The following is a 5,062-nucleotide window of genomic DNA, read 5'->3' on the forward strand; positions in this document are numbered from 1 at the left end:
AAGGGGCCCGTTTGAAGGGAGCCGATTGCCAAAATCCTCATCACCGTGAAGACTTTCAGCCAGGGGGGGGCTGTAGTGTAGATGTGTATCCTATTTATAGCGAACTCAGGATGAAATCCGCCAACAAATCCGCCAGCGAGCGTTGGATGGATCCATTCGTGATCGGCATGGCAAGTGGTATGCGTGCAGCGAAAACGCCGCGGCAACCGCTCAAACCGCATAAATTTGGTACAGCATCAGATAAACCAGGACTCCGGTTACCGAGACATACATCCAGATCGGATAAGCAAATCGGACCAGTTTCTTGTGAGCGACGATCCGTCCTTTCATCGCCAAGTAAACCGCTCGCAACGCCAGAAACGGAACGGCAATCGCCAAAATCAGGTGAGTCCCCAGGATGCTGAAGTACGTGTATCGCGCCGCGTCCGAAGCAATCGAAGGGTCGGTCGGGAATCGTTTGTTCGGTTCCCCGGTCGTTTGATACAACGCTCCTTTGTGCAGCAGGTACAACGCCAAAAACACCCCGCTGACGCACAGTGCCGCCAGCATCATTTTTTTATGCGCTCGCGGATTACCTTGGCGAATTCGAATCAAACCGAGTGCTAGCAAAACGGTCGCCGTGGCGTTCAGCGTTGCGGTTGCGTGGGGCAGGTTGTCTGCCAGGAATTGCCACATCGCTTAGGATGCCTTTTTCTCGGAGGATGAAATCATTTCTTGAATCTTCTCTTTTAGCTTTTTGAACTGGGCTTTTTCGGGCCAGTTGTAAAAGCCTTCGATTTCACCCTCGGGATCGACGAGCACGAAACGCTCGGTGTGAAATTGTTTGTCCACGGGCATCCGGAACACTTCCGATCCGACGCGGCGAATGTAACCGAGATCGCCGGTCATGAATAACCACTGGTCACGGTCGGCACCAAAACGCGCTGCGTACTCACGCAGGATTTCCGGGGTGTCGGTTTCCGGGTCGACCGAGATCGCAACAAAGCGTACTCCTTGGCCGGCGAATTCGTCCTGCAATTCCTTTAGCTTCTGGTTCTGGGTGACACAGATGCTAGGACAGGTACTGAAAAAGAAGCTGACCACGTAGGGCTGGCCTTTCAGATCTTCGCTCGCGACCTTCTCGCCACTTCGCTCGGTCAGTTCGAATTTGCTCAGCCACTCTTCGTCTTCGGGAGGATGACTTGGCATCGCATTTTCAACGTTGCTGGGATCGACCGCGTCGACGTCGACACCGGCATCGGTAAAGACTTCTTCGCCGGGGCCAGGACCGTTGGCACGTTCGGATTTGCGGATTTGACGCATGCCCAGTCCGAGCACAAGTCCGGTGATCAGGATCAAGATAATATGGAGGGTCGTTCGCATGATCGATTTCTTCAAAGCGAGTCGCGGATTTGATTTTTAGGTGGGATGTCGCGGTGGTTAGCGATTGCGTTAAACAATCACATCCACTTTGCGGCTGCCGCGTACGAGTCGCCATGCAATCAATGTGACCATGATCGTGGCAATGATCGTGACGCTCCAGCAGGTCGCGCTCGAGGGGGCGAAGCCGGCGCTACTAAAATCGACTTCGGGGTAAATCAACCGCCGCATTTCCAACATCGAGTAGCTGAGCGGATTGATTCGCATCATGCCGCCAAGAATCATTTGCCCAATCGTGGAATCGCTCCAGGCCGGGATTGGAAAGAACGAACCACTCAGTAACCACATCGGCATCAAACCGAGCATCATGATCGCATGAAACCCTTGCGTGCTGTCCATCGGCCATGCCACGATCATTCCGAGCGAGCACATACCAATGGCAATCAGAGCCAATAACGGCATCAGCAGAAAAATACTGCTGCTGATCGACGCGGTACCAAACAGATAGACCAGCATCAGAAAGAACATTGCTTGGACCCAGGCAATCGCGCTGCCGCCGATGACTTTGCCCATCAACACGGGCCAACGTCCCACCGGTGACACCAATACCGATTGCATGAACCCTTCACGGCGGTCTTCGATCACCGAGATTGTGGCAAAGATCGCGGTGAACAAAACGATCAATCCGACCGTGCCCGGCAGAAAGAATTCCATAAAGTTCTGGTCGCCCGCCACGGTGAACGCACCACGCAGTCCGGTGCCAAACAACATCCAAAACAGCAGCGGTTGCACGATCGCCGCGGAAACGCGGTTGCGTTGGCGAAAGAATCGCGTCCATTCGCGTCGGGCTAGCATCCAAGCCGCCGACATGCCCGCACGCGCCGAAGTCGGGTTGGGTTGGCCGACGGAATCGGAACTCGAGGAAGGGGATGTCGTGATGGCACTCATAAAGGTCTGCGTGATTACTGAAACTGGTGACCGGTTCTGGCGATGAAAACGTCTTCCAAGCTAGGGCGACCGATCGAGATCGATTCAGCCAATTCGCCAAGTTGTTCGGAGATCAATGGGACAAGTTGTGCAGGGGTATCGCTTTGCAATCGCAATTGATTGCCGATCGATTGTGAGTCCAGTTGCAGGTTTTGGCTCAGCTGACTCGCCGCCGCGTTGGGGTCACTCGTTTCGATCGTGATCACGCCATCGCCGAGGTCGCGGCGAAGTTGGTACGGCGCTCCTTCGACAACTTTCTGTCCCTCATGCATGATCGCCACACGATCCGCCTTGTCCGCTTCCTCCAACAGATGCGTTGTCATCAGCACCGAGGTGCCCTGGTCGCTCATCGCGCAAATCGCTTTCCAGAGGTCGAGCCGTGCGCCAGGATCCAGACCGGTGCTTGGTTCATCCAACAGCAGCAGTCGTGGTTGGTGCAGCATGCCTTTAACGAGTTCGACGCGGCGTTTCAAACCGCCCGAAAGCGTTTCGCAATAATCGCGGCGACGATCGGTCAGGTTCAATTGATCGAGCAGTGCATCGCGGCGGATGTTCAATTCACGTCCAGTGATTCCGTACAGCGCGCCCTGGCAGGCGATGTTTTCATCGACGGTCAGTTTGTTGTCCAGGCTGGGCGACTGAAACACAATCCCGATTTGGCGGCGAACCGCTAACGGATTGGTGCGGCTGTCGATGCCGCCAATTCGGATCGTGCCATGTTGGATCGGCAACAGCGTGCATAGCAACCGGAACAACGTCGTCTTGCCGCTGCCGTTTGGCCCTAATAACGCAAAAATCTCACCAGCGTGCGTGGTCAGGTCGATGCCTTGCAGTGCCCACGTCGTCTCGCCCGACTTGGTGTCATACGCATGGCGAACGGATGTCGCCACGCAGATCGCAGTTTGTTTCGCTTCGCTCGAGGGAGACGGTGTCTCCGCCGGCAGGATCGTAGATTGATTCACGCTTTGTCTCACAACACCGTTCGTACGGTCACAATGGCCAACACCGCAGGCAACACCAACAGCGAGGACCGCAACAGTTTGCGAGCCATCACGTCGTCCGGAGTCGCTGAGAAGCGAATCGATGCACGTAGCATCGGGTAGCATGCGAAAATCGCAGCCACCGAAGCAATGATCGTTCCTGGGATCGAACCGCCGGGGATCACGCACAACGCAACACTGCAGCCCAAGATCGCAATCGAACCGGCAATGCTTTGTGCTCCGGCCGATCGGCCGCTCGGGTCGACCGTCGTCGACATGCAGAATCCTGCTTCGCCATATTGGCGGCGGTACAGCCAAGCGATTGCCATGAAGTGCGGGTATTGCCAGGCGGCCAAAACCGCGACCAATAACCAACCCGTCCAATCGCCAATCCCACCGCCCGCGGCGGTGTAGCCCATCAACACGGGCAAGGCTCCGGCTACCGCTCCGACGGTGGTGTTCCATGCGGTGCGTGTTTTCATCGGAGTGTAAACCAGCACGTAAAGCAACCAGGTCGCAACGCCTGCCAAGGCCGGGGCGTAACCAAACTGCCAAACCAGAATCGCAGTACCGATCACGACGAGCGCTGCGGTGTAAAGGATCGCTGGTAGCAGCTTGACTCGCTCGGCCGGCAACGGCCGCGATGCGGTTCGCGTCATGTTGCAATCGATGCGTCGTTCCCAAATCTGGTTGGCCGCTCCGGCGCTGCCGGCGACCATCGCGGTGCCCATCAGCAGCCAGAGCATATCGAGTGTCGCGATCCATCCGCCCGCCGCGATCATTGCCGAAGCGACGGTCGTGACCAAAATCATGGTCACAATTCGCGGTTTGGTCAGTTGGATATAGTCCGAAAAAAGACTGGGGCGTGTCGCCGCAACAGCCGGTGTCGTTGTCGGGGCGGCGGCCTCGGCGTCCTGCCCCCTGCCCTGCCCTGCTCCGTCAGCATCATCGGGCCCATCGGCAAGTTCGTGGGCGGCATCTCGAGGGTGGGATTCCCGCTGGCTATCCACTCGTTTTCCTTCGCTCACGTAACGAACCCTCGCCGACGAGGGCGTCAGTGGATCGGCGATTAATATCTCTGTCGACACTTTTTATTCGTTCCTAGTTAAGTCGCCGTTTCGCTCGTGACGGAAGCCATGTTCAGGTTGCGAACACGCAGTATACGGACCCATGCAAACGTGGAAACCGCAAGAATCAAAGATCCGGTCGCAACATGCGAAGTGACAAGTAACGCATTGGCGTAATTCTTTGACTCAATGACATAACCCTCCGCTCCGGGAAACCATCCCAGAAACGCAGGCCAGCCATAGTGAACTACCCAAGTCCCAATACCCAGCAAAATTTGAATGCCCACTAATCCTATCAAGGCAACCCCAGGACGCGACAGCGTCAAATCGCCGCACTTGCGTAATCGGGCCCAGGCAACGGCCACCATCAACCACAACACAAACGCCAACACGACATGCGTCGCGGTTGTGTGTAAAAAGCCTGTGGGAGACCCAGTGGGCTGCAAATGCCGTAATCTCGCCCCTAAAACCAGTTGCAGATAGCAGGTCACTACCAGCAGAGTGAGGATTCCAAACGTCCCTTTGGCGAGCCGAGGTAACGCGACGAAATTTTCCGAATCGGGTTCCGTTCGTTCCGGCTGAGGGGCCGATTCGGATTGCGTCTTGTTTCCTTTGCTGACTGTATATCCTGCGTTGCCGGAATAACGGAACCACCAGCGGCTGGTGATC

The 5,062-nt window shown here is 56.2% G+C and carries 5 protein-coding genes and 1 pseudogene; all 6 read right to left on the reverse strand.

What is annotated here, in order from left to right:
• Window positions 1-210: 210 nt before the first annotated feature.
• Window positions 211-675 (reverse strand): DUF420 domain-containing protein, encoded by a 465-nt coding sequence (locus ABX962_RS29750; RefSeq protein WP_372724973.1) that lies wholly within the window; start codon window positions 673-675, stop codon window positions 211-213.
• Between the two features lie 3 nt (window positions 676-678).
• Window positions 679-1,362, reverse strand: a complete 684-nt coding sequence (locus tag ABX962_RS29755) for an SCO family protein (RefSeq protein WP_372724974.1) — start codon at window positions 1,360-1,362, stop codon at window positions 679-681.
• Between the two features lie 69 nt (window positions 1,363-1,431).
• Complete coding sequence (locus ABX962_RS29760) at window positions 1,432-2,307, reverse strand: ABC transporter permease (protein WP_372724976.1); 876 nt, start codon at window positions 2,305-2,307, stop codon at window positions 1,432-1,434.
• Between the two features lie 14 nt (window positions 2,308-2,321).
• Entirely contained in the window at window positions 2,322-3,308 is a 987-nt protein-coding gene (locus ABX962_RS29765; protein WP_372724978.1) for an ATP-binding cassette domain-containing protein, read from the reverse strand.
• A gap of 8 nt (window positions 3,309-3,316) precedes the next feature.
• Entirely contained in the window at window positions 3,317-4,414 is a 1,098-nt protein-coding gene (cyoE, locus tag ABX962_RS29770) for a heme o synthase (protein ID WP_372724980.1), read from the reverse strand.
• A gap of 17 nt (window positions 4,415-4,431) precedes the next feature.
• Window positions 4,432-5,062: pseudogene (locus tag ABX962_RS29775) on the reverse strand (cytochrome oxidase assembly protein); the annotation flags it as partial.

The organism is Novipirellula sp., assembly GCF_041583735.1.
Lineage (GTDB): Bacteria > Planctomycetota > Planctomycetia > Pirellulales > Pirellulaceae > Novipirellula.

What these genes read in the sequence shown, in the direction of transcription:
- ABX962_RS29760 (WP_372724976.1), bottom strand. Translation starts at nt 2,307, where the DNA reads ATGAGTGCCATCACGACATCCCCTTCCTCGAGTTCCGATTCCGTCGGC.
- ABX962_RS29755 (WP_372724974.1), bottom strand. Translation starts at nt 1,362, where the DNA reads ATGCGAACGACCCTCCATATTATCTTGATCCTGATCACCGGACTTGTG.
- ABX962_RS29750 (WP_372724973.1), bottom strand. Translation starts at nt 675, where the DNA reads ATGTGGCAATTCCTGGCAGACAACCTGCCCCACGCAACCGCAACGCTG.